The 25,338-nt window shown below is 70.1% G+C and carries 16 protein-coding genes; 10 read left to right on the top strand and 6 right to left on the bottom strand.

All coding sequences use genetic code 11. The annotated features are described in order from the left end of the window. Window positions 1-3 precede the first annotated feature (3 nt). The 3 genes from FA582_RS08405 to FA582_RS08395 are packed head-to-tail and all read left to right on the top strand — an operon-like array spanning window position 4 to window position 2,655. Window positions 4-993 carry a branched-chain amino acid ABC transporter permease gene (locus FA582_RS08405; protein ID WP_010148560.1) on the top strand — a complete coding sequence of 330 codons (990 nt, stop codon included), beginning with the start codon at window positions 4-6 and terminating at the stop codon, window positions 991-993. Beyond that, entirely contained in the window at window positions 983-1,909 is a 927-nt protein-coding gene (locus FA582_RS08400; protein ID WP_010148558.1) for an ABC transporter ATP-binding protein, read from the top strand. The genes FA582_RS08405 and FA582_RS08400 overlap by 11 nt, the downstream gene beginning before the upstream one ends. Beyond that, window positions 1,906-2,655, top strand: coding sequence for an ABC transporter ATP-binding protein (locus FA582_RS08395; protein WP_010148557.1), 750 nt, complete (start codon window positions 1,906-1,908; stop codon window positions 2,653-2,655). The genes FA582_RS08400 and FA582_RS08395 overlap by 4 nt, the downstream gene beginning before the upstream one ends. Before the next feature lie 123 nt (window positions 2,656-2,778). Here FA582_RS08395 and FA582_RS08390 read toward each other — a convergent pair whose 3' ends face one another. Together FA582_RS08390 and FA582_RS08385 are read right to left on the bottom strand one after the other, a co-directional pair. Then, window positions 2,779-4,134 (bottom strand): ABC transporter substrate-binding protein, encoded by a 1,356-nt coding sequence (locus FA582_RS08390; protein WP_029541481.1) that lies wholly within the window; start codon window positions 4,132-4,134, stop codon window positions 2,779-2,781. A gap of 103 nt (window positions 4,135-4,237) precedes the next feature. Next, complete coding sequence (locus FA582_RS08385) at window positions 4,238-5,065, bottom strand: class I SAM-dependent methyltransferase (protein WP_010148555.1); 828 nt, start codon at window positions 5,063-5,065, stop codon at window positions 4,238-4,240. A gap of 166 nt (window positions 5,066-5,231) precedes the next feature. On the opposite strand from FA582_RS08385, the gene rpsA reads away from it, so the two are divergent. The 4 genes from rpsA to FA582_RS08365 all read left to right on the top strand — a co-directional run bounded on the left by rpsA (window position 5,232) and on the right by FA582_RS08365 (window position 12,052). Further along, window positions 5,232-6,692 carry a 30S ribosomal protein S1 gene (gene rpsA, locus FA582_RS08380; protein WP_010148554.1) on the top strand — a complete coding sequence of 487 codons (1,461 nt, stop codon included), beginning with the start codon at window positions 5,232-5,234 and terminating at the stop codon, window positions 6,690-6,692. Window positions 6,693-6,864: 172 nt separating this feature from the next. Beyond that, on the top strand, window positions 6,865-8,547 hold the full coding sequence (locus FA582_RS08375) for a BCCT family transporter (RefSeq protein ID WP_010148553.1): 1,683 nt from the start codon (window positions 6,865-6,867) through the stop codon (window positions 8,545-8,547). An 82-nt stretch (window positions 8,548-8,629) separates the two neighbouring features. Continuing rightward, window positions 8,630-10,735 (top strand): excinuclease ABC subunit UvrB, encoded by a 2,106-nt coding sequence (gene uvrB / locus FA582_RS08370; RefSeq protein WP_010148552.1) that lies wholly within the window; start codon window positions 8,630-8,632, stop codon window positions 10,733-10,735. A 174-nt stretch (window positions 10,736-10,909) separates the two neighbouring features. Beyond that, window positions 10,910-12,052 (top strand): TerC family protein, encoded by a 1,143-nt coding sequence (locus tag FA582_RS08365; RefSeq protein WP_147899785.1) that lies wholly within the window; start codon window positions 10,910-10,912, stop codon window positions 12,050-12,052. A gap of 78 nt (window positions 12,053-12,130) precedes the next feature. Here the strand turns inward: FA582_RS08365 and FA582_RS08360 are convergent, their stop codons facing one another. The 4 genes from FA582_RS08360 to gltB are packed head-to-tail and all read right to left on the bottom strand — an operon-like array spanning window position 12,131 to window position 19,755. Then, window positions 12,131-13,027: an EamA family transporter gene (locus tag FA582_RS08360; RefSeq protein ID WP_010148549.1), complete on the bottom strand. Its 897-nt coding sequence runs from the start codon at window positions 13,025-13,027 to the stop codon at window positions 12,131-12,133. Beyond that, the gene (locus FA582_RS08355) at window positions 13,006-13,692 is read right to left on the bottom strand and encodes an MBL fold metallo-hydrolase (protein ID WP_010148548.1); all 687 of its coding nucleotides are present in this window, start codon (window positions 13,690-13,692) and stop codon (window positions 13,006-13,008) included. Before FA582_RS08355 ends, FA582_RS08360 begins: the two co-directional genes overlap by 22 nt. A 23-nt stretch (window positions 13,693-13,715) precedes the next feature. Then, window positions 13,716-15,176, bottom strand: coding sequence for a glutamate synthase subunit beta (locus tag FA582_RS08350; RefSeq protein WP_010148547.1), 1,461 nt, complete (start codon window positions 15,174-15,176; stop codon window positions 13,716-13,718). After that, window positions 15,169-19,755, bottom strand: a complete 4,587-nt coding sequence (gene gltB / locus FA582_RS08345; protein ID WP_010148546.1) for a glutamate synthase large subunit — start codon at window positions 19,753-19,755, stop codon at window positions 15,169-15,171. The genes FA582_RS08350 and gltB overlap by 8 nt, the downstream gene beginning before the upstream one ends. Window positions 19,756-19,933: 178 nt before the next feature. Here gltB and uvrA point away from each other — a divergent pair, with 178 nt between their 5' ends. The 3 genes from uvrA to uvrC are packed head-to-tail and all read left to right on the top strand — an operon-like array spanning window position 19,934 to window position 25,306. Further along, window positions 19,934-22,924, top strand: a complete 2,991-nt coding sequence (uvrA, locus tag FA582_RS08340) for an excinuclease ABC subunit UvrA (RefSeq protein WP_141567688.1) — start codon at window positions 19,934-19,936, stop codon at window positions 22,922-22,924. Continuing rightward, window positions 22,921-23,400 (top strand): Rieske (2Fe-2S) protein, encoded by a 480-nt coding sequence (locus tag FA582_RS08335; RefSeq protein ID WP_010148544.1) that lies wholly within the window; start codon window positions 22,921-22,923, stop codon window positions 23,398-23,400. The genes uvrA and FA582_RS08335 overlap by 4 nt, the downstream gene beginning before the upstream one ends. Beyond that, window positions 23,393-25,306, top strand: coding sequence for an excinuclease ABC subunit UvrC (uvrC, locus tag FA582_RS08330; protein ID WP_010148543.1), 1,914 nt, complete (start codon window positions 23,393-23,395; stop codon window positions 25,304-25,306). The genes FA582_RS08335 and uvrC overlap by 8 nt, the downstream gene beginning before the upstream one ends. Window positions 25,307-25,338 lie beyond the last annotated feature (32 nt).

Below are 25,338 nucleotides of genomic sequence, written 5' to 3'. Positions count from 1 at the left end.
ACGATGGACTTCCTGGCAGTGCTCTCGGTCGCCGTCCGCGGCGCGCTCGGCCCCGAGGCCGCGATCTACGCGCTGGCCGCGATCGGGCTCAACATCCACTTCGGCTACACCGGTCTGCTCAACTTCGGCCAGGTCGGGTTCATGCTCGTCGGTGCCTACGGCACGGCCATCTCGGTGCTGTCGCTCGACCTGCCGCTCTGGGCGGGCGTGCTCGTCGGGATGGCGTGCGCCGTCGTGCTGGCGCTCATCCTCGGCATCCCCACCCTCCGGCTGCGGGGTGACTACCTCGCCATCGCGACGATCGCCGCCGCCGAGGTGCTGCGTTACGTCTTCCGGTCCTCCTTCGCCGAGCCGGTCACCGGTGGGGTCTTCGGCCTGGTCCAGTTCGCCGGAGGGTTCTACGCCGTCAACCCCTACACCGGCCCGCTCGAGCTGGGTCCGCTGAGCTTCAGCGACCGTGCCCTGTGGCTCATGACGGTGGCCTGGGGCGCGACGCTGCTCGCGGCGGCGCTCGTGTGGCTGCTCATCCACAGCCCCTGGGGTCGCGTCCTGAGGGCCGTCCGCGAGGACGAGGACGCCGCCCGCAGCCTGGGCAAGAACGTCTTCGCCTACAAGATGCAGGCCCTGGTCCTCGGGGGAGTGCTCGGTGCGCTGGCCGGTTCGCTGCTCGCCATCAACAGCCAGGCCATCACCCCGGACGCCTTCATCCCCATCATCACCTTCTACCTCTGGACGATCACGATCCTCGGGGGAGCCAGCCGCGTGGCGGGGCCGATCCTCGGGTCGATCGTCTTCTGGTTCCTCCTGACCTTCCTGGACGCCTTCCTCCGGAGTGCCATGTCGGCCGGGTGGATCCCCACGAGCATCCTCGCGCCCAGCGACATCGGCGCCGTCCGGTTCGCCGCGGTCGGGCTCGGTCTCATGATGCTCATGATGTTCCGACCGTCCGGGCTCATCGGCAACCACAAGGAGCTGCGTCTCGATGTCCGATGACACGCAAGAGGACCTGCTCGCCCAGCGCGAGGCGGTGCACGAGCGGGAGCAGGAGAAGACCCTCTCGGTCGGTGCCCGGCGCGCGGCCGCGGCGCTGGCCGGGGTGGCCAACGTCCCCGGCGTCGCCAAGCCCGACGCCATCCTCGTGGCCGACGACATGTCGCGGCACTTCGGTGGGGTTCGTGCAGTCGAGGTCGAGCACCTGGAGATCCAGCGGGGGACCATCACGGCGCTCATCGGGCCGAACGGCGCGGGCAAGTCGACCTTCTTCAACCTCATCACCGGCTTCGACAAGCCCGACAGCGGCCAGTGGTCGTTCGAGGGCAAGGACATCAGTGGTGCCCCGTCCTACCGCATCGCCCGGCAGGGCATGGTCCGGACCTTCCAGCTGACCAAGGCCCTGACCCGCCTGACCAGCCTGGAGAACCTCATGCTGGGCGCCACCGGCCAGCGCGGTGAACGCCTGCTCACCTCGCTGCTGCGCCCGTCGTGGGCCGGTCAGGAGGCCGGGATCCGCAGCCGGGCCGAGGAGCTGCTCGGCAGGTTCAACCTCACCCACATGCGCGACGAGTTCGCCGGCACCATGTCCGGCGGGCAGCGCAAGCTGCTGGAGATGGCCCGGGCCCTCATGGTCCAGCCGGCGATGATCCTGCTCGACGAGCCGATGGCCGGGGTCAACCCCGCCCTGACCCAGTCCCTGCTGGGGCATATCGAGGCCCTGCGGGACGACGGTATGACGATCGTCCTCGTCGAGCACGACATGGACGTCATCATGTCGATCAGCGACTGGGTCGTCTGCTTCGCGCAGGGCAAGGTCATCGCCGAGGGACGCCCTGATGACATCCGCAAGGATGCCGCGGTCATCGACGCCTACCTCGGCACCCACCGCTCACTCAAGGACGGGGAGCAGTCGTGAACGAGCACGCGAGCACCGGCGAGCGGGTCCTGTGGACCGAGGAGCTGGTGGCCGGCTACATCCCCGACGTCGACATCCTGCGCGGGTGCTCGGTCGAGGTGCGGACAGGGGAGCTGGTCGGCATCATCGGGCCCAACGGTGCCGGCAAGTCCACCCTCATCAAGGCGATGTTCGGGCTGGTCCCGGTCCGCTCCGGCAAGGTCATGCTGCAGGGCACCGACATCACCTCCCGCCCTGCCCACAAGCTGGTCACCGACGGGCTGGGCTACGTCCCGCAGAACAACAACGTCTTCCCCTCCCTCACGGTCGAGGAGAACCTCCAGATGGGGCTCTACCTCCGGCCCAAGGAGTATGCCGAGCGCTTCCGCGAGGTCAGCGACCTCTACCCCCTGCTCGCCGACCGCCGGGCCCAGCGCGCCGGGTCGCTGTCCGGTGGGGAGCGGCAGGTCGTCGCTATGGGACGCGCCCTGATGACCGGTCCGCACGTGCTCTTCCTCGACGAGCCGTCGGCCGGGCTGTCGCCCCTCATGCAGGACTCGGTCTTCGAGGCCGTGTCGAGGATCAACGAGGCAGGGGTGTCGGTGCTCATGGTCGAGCAGAACGCCCGCCAGTGCCTCGACATCTCCGACCGGGCCTACGTCCTCGACCAGGGCCAGGACGCCTACACCGGCACCGGCGCGGAGCTGGCCACCGACCCGAAGGTCATCGAGCTCTATCTCGGCACCCTGGCACGCATCCAGGAGTGAGGCCTGGTCCCCACCACCCCCCAGTACGTCGGACGGCCCTGCACCCTCGAAGGGTGCCGGGCCGTCCGACGTGGACGTGGTGACCGAGGCGGTGCCCCGGTCACCACGGGGGGTCATACCGACCTACTCCACAGGGTTGGCCTCGACCGTCTCCACCGACTGCAGGTCACCGGCGTCGTCGAACTCGTAGACCTCGATGGTGGCCGTCCCCGGCTCGCCCGCCTCGGTGAAGTCCAACGGACCGCTGGCGCCGTTGTAGTCGATGTCCTCGCCGTCCTCGATGAGGCCCTTGCACTCCTCGAAGGAGGTGCACTCGGTGCCCTCGCTGGTGACGCCGTTGACCTCGGCCTTGAAGTCGGCGGCGTTGACCGAGCCGGCGACCTCGGCGGCGAGCGCCATGGTGACGGCGCAGTCGTAGACCTGCGGCGCGAACTGCGTCTCCTCGAGGTCGGGCGCGAACTCCTCCAGCTTCGTGATGAAGTCGGGGTTGTCGGCCGAGGCCGGGGCGGTGCCCTTCATCCCGGCGATGACGCCCGGGTCGGACTCGTTGACGATGCTGCCGAGGTCGGCGGAGCGCAGACCGTCGGCGCCGTAGACACCCACCGCGTCAGGCGTGAGGCCGGCCTCGAACATCCCCTGGAGAATCTGCGCGCCCTCCTCGAAGGCGATGACGACCACGGCGTCCGGCTCGGCGGCCTCCACCGACGACACGACGGCGTTGAACTCGCGCGCCAGCGGGTCGTAGGTCTCGTTGAGGGACACGGTCGCCCCGGCGTTCTCCAGGGCGGTGGCCGTGGCCTCGGCCAGGCCCGAGCCGTAGTCGTCGGCACGGGCGACGATGGCGACATTGCTGTAGCCGTCGTTGACGATGGTGTTGGCGAGCACCGGTCCCTGCAGCGCGTCCGAGGGCGCCGTGCGGATGTAGAGCCCGTCGTCCTCGTAGTCGGTGAAGGTCGGCGCCGTGTTGGAGCCGGAGCACTGCATGACGTTGGCGCCGGTGACCCGGTCGACGATGGCCAGGGACATGCCGGAGGCCGCAGCGCCCACGATGGCGCTGGGCTGCTCGGAGAGGATGCGGTCGGCGGCCTGCTGGGCGGCGGCCTCCTGGCCGGCCTCGTCACCGGCGATCGGCGCGGGGACCTCGTTGCCGAGGACGCCGCCCGCGGCGTTGATGTCCTCGATGGCCAGGCCGAGGGCCTCGATCTGGGGCGGGCCGAGGAAGGCCAGCTGGCCGGTCTCCGGGAGCACGTAGCCGAAGGTGAAGGTCTCGGAGGTGTTCCCGTCACCGCCGGCCGCGGGCTCCTCGCTCTCCATGGTGTCGTCGGCGGACTCCGTCTCCTCTGCCTCGGCATCCTCGGCGGGGGTGTCCTCGGCGGAGGCCTCGCTGTCGGTCTGCGGCTCCTCGGCGTCGCCGCAGGCGGCCAGCAGGGCGAGCGCCGACAGTGCGGCTGCGCTCCTCAGGTGCGTCTTCACACGCATGTGTCACCTCTCTGATGTGTCGGTGGGCATCGTTGCCCGGTCCACGGGATCTCACCCTAGGCCGCAGGTGGCTGCGGGGTGGTCATCGTCACCAAACTGTGACCTACCCGGGACGATGGGCCACCAGGACGGCCGTACCGGGCAGCAGACGACCGCGGAGCGGACCCCACCCACCCCAGACGAGGTCGCGCGACTCCGGCCACTCCAGCTCCACGAGATCGGTGAGGACGAGCCCGGCCCGGTGCACGGCCCGGACGAGATCGCCGACGGTGCGGTGGTGCTCGGTGTAGGTGGCCACCCCTTCCTCGGTCTCCTCGACGTAGGCCGCGTCGTCGAAGTAGGGGTAGCGCGCCACGAGGCCCGACTCGTCGGCGGCGTCGGGGAAGACCCAGCGGAAGGGGTGGGGGAGGGAGAAGACCACGCGCCCTCCGGGGCGCAGCACCCGCGCCCACTCCGTCAGGGTCGCTGCGGCGTCGGGGACGAAGGCGAGCACGCCGTGCGCGGTGACGACGAGGTCGAAGGTCGCGTCGGGGAAGGGCAGCACGGCCCCGTCGCACTGGGCGTAGCCCGCCGGGGTGCTGCCCGCGTGCCGGGCGTCGATCCTCCGGGCGACCTGAAGCATCCCGCCGCTGACGTCGGTGCTGACGACGCGTGCGCCCTGCCCGGCGCACCAGCGCCCGCCCTGCGCGCCACCGGCCCCGACCTCGAGGAGGTCACGGCCGGTCAGGTCCCCGAGCAGACCCAGATCCCGCTCGGTCCATCCCTCCGGGCCCCAGGTCAGCTCCCCATCGCCCAGCTGGGCGCCGTGCTCGCGGTAGTAGGCGTCCGCCTCCGCGTCCCACCACGACCGTCCCGCCCGGACGGACTCCGCGTGCGTGGCCGGGCGCCGCAGGGCGCGGTCGGGGGTCGGGGCCGGGCCGGTGCCGCTCATACGACCCAGTGTGCCCGCTTTGACCTGCACCGCGCGCCTCGATAGGCTGTCATCGCGCGATCCGCGTGTTCGTGGTGCCCGAAATCCTCGGTGTCACCGGGAGTGACGGGGCCGCTCACCGCACACATCATCCATAAATCCTGTCCACAATCGGAGTCCCTACTACATGACTGCCACCACGGCCGATAAGGCCATCTCCCAGATCGCTGTCAACGACATCGGATCTGAGGAGGAACTGCTCGCGGCCATCGATGCCACGATCAAGAACTTCAACGACGGCGACATCGTCGAGGGAGTGATCGTCAAGGTCGACCGCGACGAGGTCCTGCTCGACATCGGCTACAAGACCGAGGGTGTCATCCCCTCCCGCGAGCTCGCCATCAAGCACGACGTCGACCCGTCCGAGGTCGTCACCGTCGGCGACGAGGTCGAGGCCCTGGTCCTCCAGAAGGAGGACAAGGAAGGCCGCCTGATCCTGTCCAAGAAGCGCGCGCAGTACGAGCGCGCCTGGGGCTCGATCGAGAAGATCAAGGAGGAGGACGGCGTCGTCACCGGCACCGTCATCGAGGTCGTCAAGGGTGGCCTCATCCTCGACATCGGTCTGCGCGGCTTCCTGCCGGCCTCCCTGGTCGAGATGCGCCGCGTGCGCGACCTCCAGCCCTATGTCGGCAAGGAGATCGAGGCCAAGATCATCGAGCTGGACAAGAACCGCAACAACGTGGTCCTGTCCCGCCGCGCCTGGCTCGAGCAGACCCAGTCGGAGGTGCGCACCACCTTCCTCAAGGAGCTCGCCAAGGGCCAGGTCCGCTCCGGTGTGGTCAGCAGCATCGTCAACTTCGGTGCCTTCGTGGACCTCGGCGGCGGTGTGGACGGCCTCGTGCACGTCTCCGAGCTCTCGTGGAAGCACATCGACCACCCGGGTGAGGTCGTCGAGGTCGGCGACGAGGTCACCGTCGAGGTGCTCGACGTCGACATGGACCGCGAGCGCGTGTCGCTCTCGCTCAAGGCGACCCTCGAGGACCCGTGGCAGACCTTCGCCCGGACCCACGCCATCGGTCAGGTCGTGCCCGGTAAGGTCACCAAGCTCGTCCCCTTCGGTGCGTTCGTGCGCGTCGAGGACGGCATCGAGGGCCTGGTCCACATCTCCGAGCTGGCCGAGCGTCACGTCGAGCTGCCCGAGCAGATCGTCACCGTGGGTGCCGAGGTCTTCGTCAAGGTCATCGACATCGACCTGGAGCGCCGCCGCATCTCGCTGTCGCTCAAGCAGGCCAACGACGCGGTCGCCAACGAGTTCGACCCGACGCTCTACGGCATGGCCGCGGAGTACGACGAGCAGGGCAACTACAAGTACCCCGAGGGCTTCGACCCGGAGACCAACGAGTGGCTCGAGGGCCACGAGGAGCAGCGGGAGAAGTGGGAGAAGGAGTACGCCGACGCCCACGCCCGCTGGGAGGCGCACAAGGCGCAGGTGGATGCCGCCTCGGAGGCCGACGCCGACAGTGGTGTCGAGGTCGCCCCGGCCTCCACGTCCTACTCCTCGGACGACTCCAGCTCCGACGACAGCACCGGCACGCTGGCCTCTGACGAGGCCCTGGCCGCGCTGCGGGAGAAGCTGACCGGCGCCTGATCCGGCCGGCGCGACCTCGTTCGCGCCCGTCGTCGACAGGGGGCCCGACCGTCACGGTCGGGCCCCCTTTCATCTTTTCCTGAACTTTTACTGTGTTAGCCTGCTGGCTGCCAGATTTCATGATGACGTGTTTATTTTTTTCCCGTATGCATTCACGAGAGAGAGGCGATCCGTGACCACCTCGACCGACTCCCCGACGCCCACCAGGGCGCGCCTGACCGAAGGGCTGGCGCCGCGTGTCTTCTGGCCCGCGGCCGTCTTCATCATCGGTTTCGTGCTCCTGGCGGTGTTCATGCCGGCGACGATGAACAGCGCGCTGTCGACGGCCAACGAATACGTCGTCAACACCATCGGGTGGTACTACGTCCTGCTCACCTTCGCCTTCGTGGTCTTCAGCATCTGGCTGGCGGTGAGCGACTACGGCGACATCAAGCTCGGTGACGACGAGGAGAAGCCCGAGTTCGGATACCTCTCGTGGTTCGCGATGCTCTTCAGCGCCGGCATGGGGATCGGGCTGATGTTCTGGGGCGTGGCCGAGCCGCTCAACCACTTCGCCGGACCGCCCCCCGGCACCGGCGGCGGCAGCGACGCGGACATGGCGAACGCGGCCCTCGGGCGGACGTTCCTGCACTGGGGTCTGCACGCCTGGGCGATCTACATCATCGTCGGCCTCGGCGTTGCCTACGCCGTGCACCGACGCAAGCTCCCGGTGTCCATCCGGTACGCCCTCAAGCCGATCCTCGGCGACCGCGCCGAGGGCTGGATCGGCGACCTCATCGACATCGTGGCCATCGTCGGGACCCTCTTCGGTGTCGCCACCTCGCTCGGCTTCGGCGTGGCCCAGGTGGCCGCGGGGCTGAACTTCGTCGGCCTCACCGACAGCACGAGCCCCTGGCTCCAGGTCCTGCTCATCGCCGTCATCACGGTGATCGCCACCGCGTCGGTCGTCTCCGGCATCGGCAAGGGCATCAAGTGGTTGTCCAACATCAACCTCACCCTGGCTGCCGGGCTGCTGATCTTCGTGCTCATCGCCGGTCCGACGCTGTTCCTGCTCAACGACATGGTCCAGTCGATCGGCTACTACCTCCAGAACTTCTTCTCGATGAGCTTCGCGACCTTCGCCTACCAGGAGGAGGGCCCCGCCTGGCTGGGCGGTTGGACGACCTACTACTGGGGCTGGTGGATCAGCTGGTCGCCCTTCGTCGGCATCTTCATCGCCCGTATCTCCCGCGGCCGGACGGTCCGCGAGTTCATCACGGGCGTGCTGCTCGTGCCCACCCTCCTCACGACGGCGTGGTTCGTCATCATGGGTGGCACGGCCCTGCACCGGGAGATCTTCGGCGAGGGCGGCCTGGTCGGCGAGGACGGCAGCGTGTCCACCAACGACGCGTTGTTCCAGATGCTCGACGGCCTGCCGGGCGGTCCGTTCCTCTCCGGCCTGGCCATCATCATGATCGTCATCTTCTTCGTCACCAGCTCGGACTCGGGTTCCTACGTGGTCGACATGATCGCCAACGGCGGCAACCCCGACCCGCCGGTGTGGAGCCGGGTGATGTGGGCCGTGCTCGAGGGCGCCATCGCCGCAGTGCTGATCCTCGCGGGTGCCGCGGCCGGGGTCGAGGGCGGCGGGCTCGCCTCCCTGCAGACGATGGCGATCATCACCGCCGTCCCGTTCACGATCGTCATGATCGGCATCTGCATCTCGCTGGTCAAGGCCTTCTCGGCCGAGGACAAGGAGCGTGACCGGATCGAGCGCAAGGTCATGGCGCGGGAGCTGGCGCTCGAGGCCCAGGAGATGGACGTGTGGCCCGACAGGGGCACGGCCCACGGGGCTGACACCCACGTGAGGCGCTGACCCGCGAGCGACGCACCTCGACCGTGGTGGCCCGGCCCTCGGCCGGGCCACCACTGTCAGTGGCGGGGGCTACCGTAGAAGCATGCGTCCGACCACCGACCTGCAACGCACGGTCAACCCCTTCCGCGTCGTCTCCGACTTCTCCCCGAGCGGCGACCAGCCGCGCGCCATCGCCGACCTCACCCGCCGCGTGGGAGCGGGGGAGGAGGACATCGTCCTGCTGGGGGCCACCGGCACCGGCAAGTCGGCGACGACCGCCTGGATGATCGAGCAGGTCCAGCGCCCCACGCTGGTCATGGCGCCCAACAAGACGCTCGCCGCCCAGCTGGCCAACGAGTTCAAGGAGCTGCTGCCCCACAACGCGGTGGAGTACTTCGTCAGCTACTACGACTACTACCAGCCCGAGGCCTACGTCCCGCAGACCGACACCTACATCGAGAAGGACTCGTCCATCAACGATGAGGTAGAGCGGCTGCGCCACTCGGCGACCAACTCGCTCCTCACCCGCCGCGACGTCGTCGTCGTCGCCTCGGTGTCGTGCATCTACGGTCTGGGTACCCCGCAGGAGTACGTCGACCGCATGGAACGGCTGCGGGTGGGCGACACCGTGGAGCGCGACGACCTGCTGCGGCGGTTCGTCACGATGCAGTACACCCGCAACGACATGGCCTTCTCCCGGGGGACCTTCCGGGTGCGCGGCGACACCGTCGAGATCATCCCCCAGTACGAAGAGCTCGCCGTGCGGATCGAATTCTTCGGTGACGAGATCGACCGGCTCTACACCCTCAACCCGCTGACCGGCGAGGTCGTGCGCGAGGAGCGGGAGATGTATGTCTTCCCGGCCTCGCACTACGTCGCGGGCCCCGAACGGATGGAGCGGGCGATCGGCAGCATCGAGAGCGAGCTCGCCGCCCAGCTCGAGACCTTCGAGAAGCAGGGCAAGCTCCTGGAGGCGCAGCGACTGCGGATGCGCACGACCTACGACATCGAGATGATGCGCCAGGTCGGGTCCTGCTCCGGCATCGAGAACTACTCCCGCCACATCGACGGGCGGAGCGCCGGCACGGCACCCAACTGCCTGCTCGACTACTTCCCCGAGGACTTCCTGCTCGTGCTCGACGAGTCGCACGTCACCGTGCCCCAGATCGGTGCGATGTACGAGGGCGACATGTCGCGCAAGCGGACGTTGGTCGACCACGGCTTCCGGCTGCCGAGCGCGATGGACAACCGGCCGTTGAAGTGGGAGGAGTTCCTCGAGCGGATCGGGCAGACGGTCTACCTCTCGGCCACGCCGGGGGACTACGAGATGGCCAAGAGCGACGGCTACGTCGAGCAGATCATCCGGCCCACCGGGCTGGTCGACCCCCAGGTCGTCCTCAAACCCACCAAGGGCCAGATCGATGACCTGCTGCACGAGATCGGGGAGCGCACCGCCAAGGACGAGCGGGTGCTCGTGACGACCCTCACCAAGAAGATGGCCGAGGACCTCACCGACTACCTCCTCGACAAGGGGGTGCGGGTGCGCTACCTCCACTCCGAGGTGGACACCCTGCGTCGCGTCGAGCTGCTGCGCGAGCTGCGGTTGGGGGAGTACGACGTGCTCGTCGGGATCAACCTGCTGCGCGAGGGTCTGGACCTGCCCGAGGTCTCCCTCGTGAGCATCCTCGACGCCGACAAGGAGGGCTTCCTGCGCTCCAGCCGCTCGCTCATCCAGACCATCGGTCGGGCGGCCCGCAACGTCTCGGGGCAGGTGCACATGTATGCCGACACCGTCACCCCGTCGATGGAGCAGGCGATCGATGAGACCAACCGTCGCCGGGACAAGCAGCTGGCCTACAACGCCGAGCACGGCATCGACCCGACGCCCCTGCGCAAGCGGATCGCCGACATCACCGACATGCTCGAGCGGGAGGACGCGGACACCGAGACGCTCATGGGCAGCGGGCGCAGCCAGTCCCGCGGCAAGGGCCGGGGCAGGGCCGCCGCCGCGGTCGTCGGGACCGGCGCGGTGGAGCGCCGCACCGGTGACCAGCTGCCGGCGACCGAGCTCGCCGACCTCATCCACGAGCTGACCGAGCAGATGCACCAGGCGGCGACGGACCTCCACTTCGAGCTCGCGGCCCGGCTCCGCGACGAGATCGGTGACCTCAAGAAGGAGCTGCGTCAGATGCGGGAAGCCACCGGCTGACGTGAGATCATGGAGGTGTTCATCGGAGGGGAGTATCCCCGCCCCGCGACCCCATCGTCACCACGGCCCCGTGCCCGGTGCGGTCGGCAGCGCGTCGTCCTGCCCGGGACGTCCCGCTGCGGGAGAGACCTCCGGTCCGGCTCGTTCGCCCTGATCGGAAGGTAGTACCCACGCATGGATGTCCCCGGCTGGGTGTGGACCGTCACGCTGGTCCTCATCACCCTCGTCTTCGCCTTCGACCTGCTCGTGCTCGGTCGACGCCCGCACGAGCCCTCCCGGCGGGAGGTCAGTGTCGCGCTGTCGATCTACATCGGACTGGCGCTGCTCTTCGGCCTCGGGGTGTTCTTCACCTCCGGCGGCCAGTTCGCCGCGGAGTTCTACGCCGGCTGGCTCATGGAGTACTCCCTCTCCATCGACAACCTCTTCATCTTCCTCATCATCATGGCCAAGTTCGGCGTGCCGAGGAAGTACCAGCAGTTCGCCCTCATGGTGGGGATCGTCATGGCCCTCGTCATGCGCGCGATCTTCATCCTCGTCGGCGCTGCCGCGATCGAGCGCTGGTCATGGGTCTTCTACCTCTTCGGTGCCTTCCTCATCTACACCGCCGTCAAGCTGGCCAAGGAGAACCTCGGTCACGACGACGAGGAGGACGACTACGAGGAGAACGCCCTGCTCCGCTGGGTGGAGAAGCGATTCCCCGTGACGCAGTCCTGGGACGGCGGCACCAAGCTGCGGATCGTCGAGAGCGGCAAGCGGGTGCTCACCCCGATGGCCATCGTCATCCTCGCGCTGGGCACCACGGACCTGCTCTTCGCCCTGGACTCGATCCCGGCCATCTTCGGGCTCACCCAGGAGCCCTACCTCGTCCTCATGGCCAATGTCTTCGCGCTCATGGGTCTGCGACAGCTCTACTTCCTGCTGGGCGACCTGCTCAAGAAGCTCGTCTACCTTGGCCTGGGCCTGTCGGTGCTGCTCGCCTTCATCGGCGTCAAGCTCATCCTGCACGCCATGCACGAGAACGAGCTCCCGTTTATCAACGGCGGTGAGCACCTCAACGTGCCGGAGGTGCCGATCTGGCTGTCCCTCCTGGCCATCATCGGCATCCTGGGCGTCACCGCGGTCGCGAGCCTGCTCAAGACTCGTCGGGACGCCGCCCGCGGCATCACCCGCGAGGGCGACGAGGCCCGGCTCGACATCAACGAGGTCGGACTCTTCGGCGACTCCCAGCACCATGGCCACCGCGACGCCGCCGAGGGCGACAGCGGAGCGCGTCGGGGCAGCCAGGACGGCGGCGCCAGGACCGACCGGCACCGCTGAGCGGGTCCGGTGGGCGCAGGACGCAGGCCCACCGGAGGCGGCGCCGTGCCCCGGGTGCTGCGCACCTGGGCGCGGGCGTCAGCCTGAGTGGGCGCGCCGCCGTGGTGGACGGCCCAGCACCGCGATGCTCGCCACGACGACGAGCACCATGCCGACCAGCTGGGTCGCCGTGAGCACCTGACCGAGGACGAGCAGCCCGGCCAGGGCCGCGGCGGCCGGCTCGAGGCTGAGGAGCACGCCGAAGGTGCCGGAGCGCAGGTGCCGCAGGGCCAGCAGCTCCAGGCTGTAGGGCACGGCGGAGGAGAGCAGGGCGATCCCCAGGCCCCGGAGCAGGGCCTCGGGGGCCCACAGGGCGCTGCCGGCCGTGAGCAGCCCCATCGGGAGGGTGACCACGGCGCCGAGGGCCATGCAGATGGCGATGCCGTCCAGCCCCTCGAAGCGGGCACCCGTGCGCCTGCTGAGCACGATGTAGGCCGCCCAGCAGGCTCCCGCGGTGGCGGCCAGGAGGATGCCGAGGAGGTCGAGCTCGGCCCAGGGGGTGGTGAGCGCCTCCGAGATGAGCACCACCCCGGCCAACGCCGCGAGCACGGCGACGGCGTCACGGAGCCGTCGGGACAGCACCGCTGCCAGCGCCAGCGGTCCCAGGAACTCGATGGTCACCGCGACACCGATGGGCAGCCGCGCGAGGGAGCCGTAGAACGCGAGGTTCATCGACGTCAGGGCCAGCGCGAAGAGCGCCACCACGCCCCAGTCGGCCGCGCTGCGCCCCCGCACCCGCGGCCGGACGAAGGCCCACAGCAGGGCCGTGGCGAGCGTGAGGCGCAGGGCGACCGAGCCGACCACCCCCACCATCGGCAGGAGCGTCGCCGCCAGGGCGCCACCGAACTGGACGGACACGACCGCCAGCAGGACGAGCGTGACCGGGTGGCGGGTCAGCGAGGAGCGGTCAGCGGTCACCACCCGCGGTCGCGCCACTGCGTGAGCGCGGGGCGCTCCGCGCCGAGAGTGGTGTTGTCGCCGTGACCCGGGAGCACCAGCGCGTCGTCGTCGAAGACGGCGAAGACCCGTGACTCCAGGTCATCCATGAGCAGGGTGAAGTCGGCCGGCGAGCCCGTCTTGCCGGGGCCGCCGGGGAAGAGGCTGTCGCCGGTGAAGAGCAGCGTCGTCGTGCGATCGGCCGCGGTGCTCAGCGCGAGTGCCACCGACCCGGGCGTGTGCCCCCGCAGGTGCACGACGTCGAGGACCAGGTGCCCCACCCGCAGGGTGTCAGCGTCCAGCAGGCGTGTCTGCACCGGGACCGGGAGGTCCTCGGCGTCCGCCGCACCTGCGAGCGTGCGTGCCCCGGTGCGCTCCACGAGGGCAGGCAGGGCCCGGTGGTGGTCCCAGTGGCGGTGCGTCGTGAGCACCTGTCCGAGTCGGCGGTCCCGCGGGCCGCCGTCCTCGTCCAGCAGCGCGAGGATGCGCTCGAGGTCGTCCGCGGCATCGACGAGGAGACGGTCGCCACTGGCCGTGCAGGTGATGAGGTAGACGTTGTTGTCCATCTCGCCCACGCTGCACTTGCGCACCACGACCGACCCGAGGTCGTAGGTCCAGCTCGCGCCCCCGGGCGTGACGTGGCCGGTCAGGTCGGAGGGATTCACCTGCCCGAGTCTAGGTGCCCCGCTCAGGCGGTCAGCGGGCGGTCGGTGGCCTTGATGGGGGAGGGCAGCGTCGTCGTGCCGGAGAGGTAGCGGTCGACGGTCGCGGCGCAGGCGCGCCCCTCGGCGATCGCCCAGACGATGAGGGACTGCCCTCGACCGCAGTCGCCGGCCGCGAAGACGCCCGGCACCGGCGTGGCGAAGGTCTCGTCCCGCTCGTAGGTGTTGCGGGGCGAGCGCGGGAGGACCTCGGGCGGAGCTGCCTGCTCGTCCGGCCCCACGAAGCCCATCGCCAGCAGCACCAGCTCGGCCGGGATCTCCCGCTCGCTGCCCTCGCGGGGCACGAACCGTCCGTCGGTGAACTCGCCGTCGACCATGACCAGGCCGCGCACGCGCCCGTCGTCGTCGCCGAGCACCTCGACGGTGGACACGCCGTAGCTGCGTTCGCCGCCCTCCTCGTGCGCCTCGCTGACCTTGTAGAGCATCGGGTAGGTCGGCCACGGCTGGTTCTCGGGACGTTCCCCGGGCGGGGTCGACATGATCTCCAGCTGGAGCACCGACGCGGCCCCGTGCCGGTGCGCCGTGCCGAGGCAGTCGGCACCGGTGTCACCGCCGCCGATGATGACGACATTCTTGCCCTGGGCGTCGATGCCCCGCTCGGCGCCCAGCGCCTCCTTGTTGGCCGGGACCAGGAAGTCCATCGCCGGGTGGACCCCGTCGAGGTCGGCACCCGGGACCTGCAGCAGTCGGGGCACCGTCGAGCCGGTCGCGAGGACCACGGCGTCGAAGCGCTCCCGCAGCTGCTCGAGGGACTCGTCGTCCGGCCCGTCGCCACCGATGGTGACGCCGGTGACGAAGCGGATGCCCTCGCCGCGCAGCTGCACGAGCCGGCGGTCCAGGACCGCCTTCTCCATCTTGAACTCCGGTATGCCGTAGCGCAGCAGGCCACCGACGGCGTCCGAGCGCTCGTAGACGACGACCGTGTGACCGGCGCGACCGAGCTGCTGCGCGGCCGCGAGGCCGGCCGGGCCCGAGCCGACCACGGCGACGGTCCGGCCGCTCAGCCACTCCGGCTCCTGCGGGGTGACCCGGCCGTTGGAGAACGCCCGGTCGATGATCGAGACCTCGATCTGCTTGATGGTCACCGGAGGCTGGTTGATGCCGAGCACGCAGGCGGTCTCGCACGGCGCGGGGCACAGCCGGCCGGTGAACTCCGGGAAGTTGTTGGTCGCGTGCAGGCGCTCGATGGCCTCGGCGAAGTTCGCCCGCCGGGTCTGGTCGTTCCACTCCGGGATGAGGTTGCCGAGCGGGCAGCCGGTGTGGCAGAAGGGGATCCCGCAGTCCATGCAGCGGCTGGCCTGCCGCTGCAGCACCGAGGTCTCCTGCTCGCCGTGCACCTCCTCCCAGTCCATGATCCGGACCGGGACCGGGCGCGAGGGCCGGTTCTCCCGCTCGCGGTGGGTCAGGAAGCCTTTGGGGTCAGCCATGGGAGTCCTCCAGGATGAGCTGCCAAGCGTGGGGGCCGTTGGGGTCGTCGCCGCGCTCCTGCGCCTCGCGACGGATACGCAGCACGCTGGCGTACTTGCGCGGGGTGATGACGGTAAGCCGCAACGCCCAGTCGGGGTCGTCGAGCAGCGCCCGCGCCACGGTGCTTCCCGTGAGCTCCAGGTGCTCCTCGACGAGCCGTCGGACGTCGTCGACGTGCTCGGTCTCGGCGAGCGGGGCGAGCAGGAGATCGTTGGTGGCCACGGCGAGCGGGTTGAGGGTCCCGCGGTCGAGGTCGAGGACCACGGCCGTGCCGCCCGACATACCGGCGCCAAGGTTGCGCCCGGTGCGTCCGAGGATGAGGGCGAGCCCACCGGTCATGTACTCCAGCGCATGGTCGCCGACGCCCTCGACGACGGCGGTGGCGCCGGAGTTGCGGACGCAGAAGCGCTCACCCACGAGGCCGCGCAGGTTGACCTGGCCGGACGTCGCGCCGTAGCAGATGACGTTCCCGGCGATGACCTGGTCGGTGGCCACGAAGGGCGAGCCCTCCTCCGGGCGCACGACGATCCGGCCACCGGAGAGGCCCTTGCCCACGAAGTCGTTGGCGTCTCCCACGAGGCGCAGGGTGATTCCGCGGGGGAGGAACGCCCCGAGGGACTGACCTGCCGACCCGGTGAGCGTGAGGTCGATGGTGCCGTCCGGTAGCCCGTCGGGTCCGGCCGCGACGGTCACGTGGTGGCCGAGCAGCGTCCCGACGGTGCGGTTGACGTTGGTGATCGGGAAGTCACCCGTGACCGGGGTCCCGTCCCGCAGGGCCGGCCCGGCGAGCTCGACGAGCTGGTTGTCGAGGGCCGCCTCCAGCCCGTGCTCCTGGGTGGTGATGCACCGGCGCGAGGCTCCCTCGGGGACCTCGGTGAGGTGCAGGACGGGGGAGAGGTCGAGCCCGTCGGCCTTCCAGTGCTCGACCGCCCGGGAGGTGTCGAGGAGGTCCGCACGGCCGATGACCTCATCGAGCGAGCGGTACCCCAGGCTCGCGAGGAGCTCGCGGACCTGCTGGGCGATGAACTCGAAGAAGGTCACGACGAACTCGGCCTTGCCGGTGTAGCGCTCGCGCAGCTCGGGGTTCTGCGTGGCGATGCCGACCGGGCACGTGTCGAGGTGGCAGACCCGCATCATGATGCAGCCGGAGACCACGAGGGGAGCGGTGGCGAAGCCATACTCCTCGGCCCCGAGCAGTGCGGCCACGAGCACGTCGCGGCCGGTCTTGAGCTGCCCGTCGCACTGCACCACGATGCGGTCCCGCAGACCGTTGAGCAGCAGGGTCTGCTGCGTCTCCGCCAGGCCGAGCTCCCACGGGGTGCCGGCGTGCTTGAGGGAGGTGAGCGGGCTGGCCCCGGTCCCGCCGTCATGACCCGAGATGAGCACGACGTCGGACTTGGCCTTGGAGACACCGGCCGCCACGGTGCCGACGCCGATCTGGCTCACCAGCTTGACGTGGATCCGGGCCCGGGGGTTGGCGTTCTTGAGGTCGTGGATGAGCTGCTTGATGTCCTCGATGGAGTAGATGTCGTGGTGCGGCGGCGGCGAGATGAGGCCGACGCCCGGCGTGGAGTGCCGGGTGCTGGCGACCCACGGGTAGACCTTGCCCGGCGGCAGCTGCCCGCCCTCACCCGGCTTGGCACCCTGGGCCATCTTGATCTGGATGTCGTCCGCGTGCACGAGGTAGGGGGAGGTCACCCCGAAGCGTCCGGAGGCCACCTGCTTGATCGCCGAGCGACGCTCGGGGTCGAGCAGCCGGTCGACGTCCTCGCCGCCCTCGCCGGTGTTGGACTTGCCGCCCAGCCGGTTCATGGCGATGGCGAGCGTCTCGTGGGCCTCCTGCGAGATCGAGCCGTAGCTCATCGCGCCGGTGGCGAAGCGCTTGACGATCTCGCTGACCGGCTCCACCTCCTCGACGTCCACCGGCTCACGGTCAGGGTTGAGGCCGAACAGCCCGCGCAGCGTCATGAGGCTCGCGGACTGCTCGTCCACGAGGTTGGTGTACTCGGTGAACACGTCGTACCGCCCCTGGCGGGTGGCGTGCTGCAGCCGGAAGACGGCCTCGGGGCTGAACAGGTGCGGCGGGCCCTCCCGACGCCACTGGTACTCGCCGCCGATGTCGAGAGCGCGGTGGTAGGGCGGGATGCCGGAGACGGGGTAGGCGACGGCGTGCCGGCGCTGGACCTCCTCGGCGATGACGGAGAGCCCGACGCCGTCGATCTGGGAGGTCGTGCCCGTGAACCACCGGGTGACGACGTCCTGGGACAGGCCGACGGCCTCGAAGGTCTGCGCGCCGCGGTAGGACGCGATGGTCGAGATGCCCATCTTCGACATGACCTTGAGGACGCCCTTGCCGAGCGCCTTGATGAGGTTCTTCAGGGCGACGTCCGGGTCCAGGCCGTCCAGCACCTGACCGGCCGAGCAGAGGTTCTCCACCGTCTCCATGGCGAGGTAGGGGTTGACCGCCGCGGCGCCGTAGGCCACGAGCAGGGCGACGTGGTGCACCTCGCGGACGTCGCCGGCCTCGACCAGCAGCCCGACCCGGGTGCGGGTGTTGTTGCGGACGAGGTGGTGGTGGACCGCGCTCGTGAGCAGCAGCGAGGGGATGGGTGCGCGCTCCCGGTCGGCGTGCCGGTCGGAGAGCACGACGAAGAAGGCGCCGCCGGCGATCGCCTCGTCGACCTCGGCGCAGATCTCCTCGAGCCGCTGCTCCAGCGCGTCCGCCCCGCCGTCGACGCGGTAGAGGCCACGGACGACGACAGCGCCGAGCTCGGGGTGCTCCCCGTCGGCGTTGATCCGGCGCAGCTTGGCGAGCTGGTCGTTGTCGATGACCGGGAAGGGCAGGACGACCTGCTTGGCGTGGTCGGGGGTCTCGTCGAGCAGGTTGGGCTCGGGGCCGGTCGAGCCCTCCAGCGAGGTGACGATCTCCTCTCGGATGGCGTCCAGCGGGGGATTGGTCACCTGGGCGAACGCCTCGACGAAGTAGTCGAAGAGCAGCCGCGGCCGGTCGGAGAGCACCGCGATCGGGGTGTCGGTGCCCATCGCGCCGAGCGGCTCGGCACCGGCCTGCGCCATGGGAGCCAGGATGATCCGCAGCTCCTCCTCGGTGTAGCCGAAGATCTGCTGACGCCGGGTGACCGAGGCGTGGGTATGCCGGACGTGCACCTGGGTGGGCAGGGACTCCATGTGCACGAGCTGCTCGTCGAGCCACTCCCGGTAGGGCTGGCGGGCGGCGAGGTCCCGCTTCACCTCGGTGTCGTCGAGGATCTCGCCGCGCTCCAGGTCGACGAGGAACATCCGGCCGGGGGCCACGCGGCCCTTGCGGACGACCCTCTCGGCGGGCAGCGGGAGGAGGCCGGACTCCGAGCCGAGGACGACGAGCCCGTCGTCGGTCACCCAGTAGCGCGAGGGCCGCAGCCCGTTGCGGTCCAGCACCGCGCCGATCTGCGTGCCGTCGGTGAAGACGAGGTTGGCCGGTCCGTCCCAGGGCTCCATGAGCATCGAGTGGTACTCGTAGAAGGCCCGGACCTGGGGGTCCATCGTGTCGTCGTTCTCCCACGACTCGGGGATCATCATGAGCACCGCGTGGGGCAGCGAGCGTCCGCCGAGGCTGAGCAGCTCGAGTACCTCGTCGAAGGTGGCCGAGTCGCTGGCGTCGGGGGTGCAGATCGGCAGGGCGTCCGCGAGGTCCCCGGGGAAGAGGTCGCTGCGCAGCTGGGACTGCCGAGCACGCATCCAGTTGCGGTTGCCCTTGACCGTGTTGATCTCCCCGTTGTGGGCGATGACGCGGTAGGGGTGGGCCAACGGCCACGAGGGGAAGGTGTTGGTCGAGAACCGCGAGTGCACGACCGCGAGGGCACTGGTGTAGCGCTCGTCGGTGAGGTCGGCGAAGTAGGCCGGGAGCTGGTCGGTGGTGAGCATCCCCTTGTAGGTGATCGTCCGGGTCGAGAGGGAGACCGGGTAGGCCGGCGTGCGGCGCTCGATCCGCTTGCGGGCCAGCCAGACCCGGCGCTCCAGCTCCAGTCCCGACTCCTGCGGTGCCTCGTCGCCGGCGGCCACGAGCAGCTGGCGCATCACCGGCATGACCGACAGGGCCGTCGGTCCGATCATGCTCGCGTCGACGGGCACCTCCCGCCACCCCAGCACGCTCAGTCCGGAGGTCTCGACGATCTCCTCGACCTGACCGGCGACCTCGTCCGCCTGGCCGTCGCCGGGCAGGAAGACGATGCCGACGGCATACCGACCGACCTCGGGCAGGTCGAAGGGCAGGATCGCGCGGAGGAAGGCGTCGGGCACCTGCGTGAGGATGCCGGCCCCGTCACCGGTGTTGGCCTCGCTGCCGACCGCACCACGGTGGTCGAGGTTGTGCAGGGCCGTCAGGGCCTGGGCGACGATGTCGTGCCGGGGCACACCGTCCAGCGTCGCCACGAAGGCGACGCCGCAGTTGTCGTGCTCATGGGCACCGTCGTAGAGGCCCTGGGGGGCGGCCCCCGGGACGGGACGCAGGGCAGAGGAGGTCGGGACGATCGACTCTGTCATGGGATCACCGGATTTCAGGACGGGGCACGCCACCACGGGGAGCGGGCCGGGAGACAACGATCGGGACGGCGACGGCCCGGCGAGGGTTTCATGCAGAGGTCAGCATACCTATGCAATTGCCCTGACGGAAAAGACCGTGAGGGAGAGGTGTGTCGGACTCTGGACCTACAGTGGAGACGTGCCATCTTCCTCCCCCGCTCCTGCCGTGACCCGCGCCCGGCACGACCGCCTCGTCGTGCAGGGCGCCCGCGAGCACAACCTGCGCGACGTCTCGGTCGACATCCCCCGCGACTCGTTGGTCGTCTTCACCGGACTGTCCGGCTCGGGCAAGTCCTCGCTCGCGTTCGACACCATCTTCGCCGAGGGCCAGCGACGCTACGTCGAGTCGCTGTCCGCCTACGCCCGGATGTTCCTCGGCCAGATGGACAAGCCCGACGTCGACTTCATCGAGGGCCTGTCGCCCGCGGTCTCGATCGACCAGAAGTCGACCAACCGCAACCCGCGCTCGACCGTAGGCACGATCACCGAGGTCTACGACTACCTCCGACTGCTCTACGCCCGCGTCGGGCGGCCCCACTGCCCCGTCTGCGGAGAGCCCGTGGAGCGCCAGACCCCTCAGCAGATCGTCGACCGTCTGCTCCAGCTGCCTCCCGGCGTCCGCTACCAGCTCCTGGCGCCGGTCGTGCGCGGCCGCAAGGGCGAGTTCGTCGACCTCTTCGCCGAGCTGCAGTCCAAGGGCTTCGCCCGGGCCCGCGTCGACGGCGAGCTCGTGACCCTGACCGACCCGCCCGTGCTGGAGAAGCAGAAGAAGCACAGCATCGACGTCGTCGTCGACCGTCTCGTCAGCAAGAGCGGCGAGCCTGCTGACGACGGCTCGGGGGCGGGTGCACCGGACCGTGCCTACGCGCGGCGGCTCACCGACTCCGTGGAGACGGCGCTGTCCCTCGCCGACGGCATCCTCGTCGCCGAGTTCGTCGACGTCCCCGAGGGCACCGACGAGGACACCGGTCGGCCGCTGCCGGCCGACGAGCACGGCGAGCCGCTGCCGCGGGAGCGCCGGTTCTCCGAGCGGATGGCCTGCCCCAACGACCACCCGTTGTCCATCGACGAGGTCGAGCCGCGCTCCTTCTCCTTCAACAGCCCGTTCGGTGCCTGCACGAAGTGCACCGGCATCGGCGTCGAGCTGGAGGTCGACCCCGAGCTGGTCGTCCGCGAGGACCTCAGCATCCTCGGCGGCGCCCTCGTGCCCTGGTCGACGGCCTCGGGGCTGAGCGATTACTTCCTCCGCGTGCTCGGCGGGCTGTCCGACGACCTCGGCTTCCGCATGGACGTCCCGTGGAAGCAGATCCCGGGGCGTGCCCGGGATGCCATCCTCGAGGGCTACAAGCACAAGGTGCACGTGCGCTACAAGAACCGCTTCGGGCGCGAGCGCAGCTACTCCACCGGCTTCGAGGGGGTGCTGCCCTACGTCAAGCGCAAGCACGCCGAGACCGAGTCCGAGAGCAGCCGCGAGCGCTACGAGGGCTACATGCGGGAGGTGCCGTGCCCGGCCTGCAGGGGCGCCCGGCTCAAGCCGGAGATCCTGGCGGTGCTCGTCGGGGGTCGCAGCATCTCCGAGGTCTGCGCCATGCCGATCGACCAGTGCGCGGATTTCCTCTCCTCGGTGGACTACACCCCCCGGGAGGCGGCGATCGCCGGGCAGGTGAGCCGCGAGATCGACGCCCGGCTGGGCTTCCTGCTCGACGTCGGCCTCGACTACCTCTCCCTCGACCGCCCCGCCGGCACGCTCAGCGGCGGTGAGGCGCAGCGCATCCGGTTGGCGACGCAGATCGGCTCGGGTCTCGTGGGCGTGCTCTACGTCCTGGACGAGCCGAGCATCGGGCTGCACCAGCGCGACAACCACCGCCTCATCGAGACCCTCACCCGGCTGCGCAACCTCGGCAATACCCTCATCGTCGTCGAGCACGACGAGGACACGATCGCCACCGCCGACTGGGTGGTGGACATCGGTCCTGGGGCGGGGGAGCACGGTGGCCACGTCGTGCACAGCGGGTCGGTCAAGGACCTCCTGACCCACCCGACCTCGTTGACCGGGCAGTACCTCTCCGGCCGCAAGGTCATCGAGACCCCTCGGGAGCGCCGCCCGCAGGACGGACGCCGCGTGGTCGTGCGGGGCGCGCGCGAGCACAACCTGCAGCAGGTCGACGTGGGCTTCCCGCTGGGCAACCTCGTCGCCGTGACGGGAGTGAGCGGATCGGGCAAGTCCACCCTCGTCAACGACATCCTCTACCGCGTCATGGCCAACCAGCTCAACGGAGCCCGGCACGTGCCCGGTCGGCACCGCAAGGTCGAGGGCCTGGACCAGCTGGACAAGGTGGTCCACGTGGACCAGAGCCCCATCGGCCGGACCCCCCGGAGCAACCCGGCCACCTACACCGGTCTGTTCGACCACATCCGCAAGCTCTTCGCCACGACGACCGAGGCCAAGGTGCGCGGCTACCAGCCGGGGCGCTTCTCCTTCAACGTCAAGGGCGGGCGCTGCGAGGCCTGCTCCGGTGACGGGACGCTGAAGATCGAGATGAACTTCTTGCCCGACGTCTACGTCCCCTGCGAGGTCTGCCACGGCCGCCGCTACAACCGGGAGACCCTCGAGGTGCACTTCAAGGGACGGACCATCGCCGACGTCCTCGAGATGCCGATCGAGGAGGCCGCGGAGTTCTTCTCGGCCGTGCCGGTCCTGTCACGGCACCTCACGACACTCGTGCAGGTCGGTCTGGGCTACGTCCGGCTGGGCCAGCCGGCGACGACCCTCTCGGGGGGCGAGGCGCAGCGGGTCAAGCTGGCCGCCGAGCTCCAGAAGCGGTCGACCGGTCGCACGATCTACGTCCTCGACGAGCCCACGACGGGTCTGCACTTCGAGGACATCCGGCGGTTGCTGGGCGTCCTGCAGGGACTCGTCGACAAGGGCAACACCGTGCTCGTCATCGAGCACAACCTCGATGTCATCAAGTCGGCCGACTGGGTCGTCGACCTCGGCCCGGAGGGCGGACGCGGGGGCGGCACGGTCGTCGCCGAGGGCACGCCCGAGGAGGTCGCGCTGGTGGACGCCAGCCATACCGGTCGCTTCCTGGCACCCGTCCTCGGTCTGGAGCGGAGGTCCACCGCATGAACTTCCACCCGCATCCCCGCGACCCGGTCCAGGGCTGCCCGGCGACGTGCCGCCCCGCGGTGGCGCGCCGCCAGGTGCTCCGAGGCGGTGGCGGCGCGGCCCTGGCCGCCACGGTCGCCGCGTGCGGCGGCGAGGCGCCGGACGGGTCCACGGACGCCGGGCCCGCCACCGGTGCCGACGGCGAGGTCCGGGTGCCGCTCAGCGACGTGCCCGTGGGTGGCAGCCGCTACCTCCAGGACGCCGAGGTCATCGTCGTGCAGCCCACCGAGGGCGAGGTCGTGGCCTACGACGCCACCTGCCCGCACAGCGGATGCATGGTCTCCGAGACCGGTGACGACGGCACACTGGTCTGCCCCTGTCACGGCAGCGCCTTCGCCGCCGCGGACGGTGCACTCGTCTCCGGGCCCGCGACCGAGGGCCTCAGCCCGCTGACGGCCCAGGTCGACGGCGCCGACGTCGTCATCGTCAGTGGCTGACCCGCGCAGCTACCGGCCGCGGCCGGGCGAGATCCCCACCGACCCCGGCGTCTACCGCTTCCGGGACCAGCACGGGCGGGTCATCTACGTCGGCAAGGCCCGCTCGCTGCGCCCTCGGCTCTCGTCCTACTTCCAGGACCTCGGTGCGCTCCACCCCCGCACCCGCCAGATGGTGACCTCGGGCGCGAGCGTGGAGTGGACCGTGGTGCGCAACGAGGTCGAGGCGCTGCAGCTGGAGTACTCCTGGATCAAGGAGTTCGACCCGCGCTTCAACGTGAAGTACCGCGACGACAAGTCCTACCCCTACCTCGCTGTGACCATGGGCGATGAGTACCCCCGGGCCCAGGTCATGCGCGGCCGCAAACGTCCGGGGACCCGCTACTTCGGTCCCTACACCCACGCCTGGGCCATCCGCGAGACGCTCGACACCCTGCTGCGGGTCTTCCCCGTCCGCACCTGCTCCGCTGGTGTCTTCCGTCGGGCCGAGCAGGTCGGGCGGCCGTGCCTCCTGGGCTACATCGACAAGTGCTCAGCGCCCTGCGTGGGCCGTGTCGACGCGCAGGAGCATCGCGAGATCGCCGAGGACTTCTGCGCCTTCATGGCCGGTGACAGCAACCGCTTCGTCCGGGACATCGAGGAGCGGATGCATCGGGCCTCGGCCGACCTCGACTTCGAGACGGCCGCCCGGTTGCGGGACGACGTCGGCGCCCTGCGCAAGGCCCTCGAACGCTCGGCCGTCGTCCTCCCCGATGCGACCGACGCCGACGTCTACGCCCTCGCCGAGGACGAGCTGGAGGTGGCGGTGCAGGTCTTCCACGTCCGTGGCGGGCGGATCCGCGGCCAGCGCGGGTGGGTGAGCGAGAAGGGGGCCGAGTCGACGCCGGACGTCGTCGAGCACCTGCTGCAGCAGGTCTACGGCGCGGAGCGGGGTGAGGACGTCCCCCGCGAGGTGCTCGTGCCCATCCTCCCGGCCGGTCACGAGGAGGTGCAGGAGTGGTTGAGCGGGCTGCGCGGGTCGCGGGTCAGCGTCCGGGTGCCCCGACGGGGCGACAAGCGGACCCTCCTGGAGACGGTGGAACGCAACGCGCAGCAGGCGCTGGCCCGGCACAAAGTCACGCGCGCCGGCGACCTGACCCTGCGGTCGCAGGCCCTGCAGGAGCTGCAGGAGGTCCTCGAGCTCGACGACGCGCCGCTGCGCATCGAGTCCTTCGACATCAGTCACGTCCAGGGAAGCGACGTCGTCGGGTCCATGGTCGTCTTCGAGGACGGGTTGGCCCGCAAGGGTGAGTACCGCCGCTTCATCGTGCGGACGGGGACGGGAGACGACACGGCGGCGATGCACGAGGTGCTCAGCCGCAGGTTCCGCCACCTCACGCAAGCCCCTGCCCCCGGCGCCGACGAGGAGGGACGACCGGCGAAGTTCGCCTATCCCCCCAACCTCGTCGTCGTCGACGGAGGGCGTCCGCAGGTGCGTGCCGCCCAGGCCGCCCTGAGCGCGGTGGGGGTGACCGACGTGGCGGTCGTCGGTCTCGCCAAGCGCCTGGAGGAGGTCTGGAGCGCCGACCAGGACTACCCGGTGGTGCTGCCGCGGACCAGCGAGGCGCTCTACCTCCTGCAACGGGTCCGCGACGAGGCGCACCGCTTCGCCAACACCTTCCACCGCCAGCGCCGGTCCCGCAGCATGACCACGAGCGCCCTGGACGGCATCCCGGGTCTCGGGCCGTCCCGGCAGCAGGCTCTGCTGCGTCACCTCGGGTCGGTCAAGGCGGTGCGGGCCGCGAGCGTCGAGCAGCTGCAGGAGGTGCCCGGGGTCGGCCCAGCGCTGGCCGCCGTCGTGCACGCGCGGCTCGCGGGCGAGAGCGTCACCCCTGCCGTTAACCTGAGCACGGGCGAGGTGCTCGAATGACCAGGCGACGTGCCGGTCGGCCAGCCCGGGAC

It is taken from the genome of Serinicoccus profundi, assembly GCF_008001015.1.
In the GTDB taxonomy this organism is placed as follows: domain Bacteria; phylum Actinomycetota; class Actinomycetes; order Actinomycetales; family Dermatophilaceae; genus Ornithinicoccus; species Ornithinicoccus profundi.
Note: the sequence above shows the minus strand (reverse complement) of the source record. Positions and strands in the feature narration are given on the sequence as shown.